Below are 704 nucleotides of genomic sequence, written 5' to 3'. Positions count from 1 at the left end.
CGTTGGCCTTCAGCTAAAGTTTTAAAACCGTCGCCAGAGATTGCGCTAAAATGTGCGAACACGTCTGCGCCAGATTCTTGCTCGATAAAACCAAAACCTTTTGCTTCGTTAAACCATTTTACTGAACCAGTAGTTGTAGTAGACATAATATGTATCCTAAAAAATTAATATAAGTGTGCCTGAAAAGAGGCGATTGAGCTGGAAAAAATAGTTAACTTGAGGATATCGCGTAGGATTATTACTAAAACAACGGGGTACTAACAAATAAAACAAAACTTCTTTCAAACTAGTATTCAAAATGGGTTATCTCTAACCCACTAAATTGTTTAGCAATTAGATGCTAACAATGTTCTCGGCTTGTGGGCCTTTTTGACCTTGAGTAACAGTAAACTGTACACGTTGGCCTTCAGCTAAAGTTTTAAAACCGTCGCCAGAGATTGCGCTAAAATGTGCGAACACGTCTGCGCCAGATTCTTGCTCGATAAAACCAAAACCTTTTGCTTCGTTAAACCATTTTACTGAACCAGTAGTTGTAGTAGACATAATATGTATCCTAAAAAATTAATATAAGTGTGCCTGAAAAGAGGCGATTGAGCTGGAAAAAATAGTTAACTTGAGGATATCGCGTAGGATTATTACTAAAACAACGGGGTACTAACAAATAAAACAAAACTTCTTTCAAACTAGTATTCAAAATGGGTTAT

2 protein-coding genes are annotated in these 704 nt (G+C 36.5%); both read right to left on the bottom strand.

All coding sequences use genetic code 11. The annotated features are described in order from the left end of the window. The coding region (locus tag L654_RS0103205; RefSeq protein ID WP_021031994.1) for a cold shock domain-containing protein at positions 1–146 on the bottom strand (146 nt) is incomplete at its 3' end. Between the two features lie 187 nt (positions 147–333). Continuing rightward, positions 334–543: a cold-shock protein gene (locus L654_RS0103200; RefSeq protein WP_010554515.1), complete on the bottom strand. Its 210-nt coding sequence runs from the start codon at positions 541–543 to the stop codon at positions 334–336. Between the last annotated feature and the right edge of the window lie 161 nt (positions 544–704).

Source organism: Pseudoalteromonas sp. TAB23 (genome assembly GCF_000498075.1).
Classification (GTDB): Bacteria; Pseudomonadota; Gammaproteobacteria; order Enterobacterales; family Alteromonadaceae; genus Pseudoalteromonas; species Pseudoalteromonas arctica.
The sequence above is the reverse complement of the archived record's forward strand: the minus strand, read 5'-3'. Positions and strand labels throughout refer to the sequence as shown.